2 tRNA genes are annotated in these 221 nt (G+C 44.8%); both read right to left on the bottom strand.

The features are described 5' to 3' along the window. Positions 1–5 precede the first annotated feature (5 nt). Positions 6–81: transfer RNA gene (locus tag AN394_RS21500), tRNA-Thr, on the bottom strand. Between the two features lie 57 nt (positions 82–138). Then, positions 139–214: transfer RNA gene (locus AN394_RS21505), tRNA-Phe, on the bottom strand. Positions 215–221: the final 7 nt, after the last annotated feature.

The following is a 221-nucleotide window of genomic DNA, read 5'->3' on the forward strand; positions in this document are numbered from 1 at the left end:
ATAAATGGTGCCGACTATCCGAGTTGAACGGATGACCTACTGATTACAAGTCAGTTGCTCTACCAACTGAGCTAAGTCGGCACACTAAAATCGCGTGCGTTGTGCACTATAATCACTTTAAAAGAGATTATCAAATAATGGTGCCCAGAGGCGGAATCGAACCACCGACACGAGGATTTTCAATCCTCTGCTCTACCGACTGAGCTATCTGGGCATTTTAA

The organism is Pseudoalteromonas sp. P1-26, from assembly GCF_001401795.1.
Classification (GTDB): domain Bacteria; phylum Pseudomonadota; class Gammaproteobacteria; order Enterobacterales; family Alteromonadaceae; genus Pseudoalteromonas.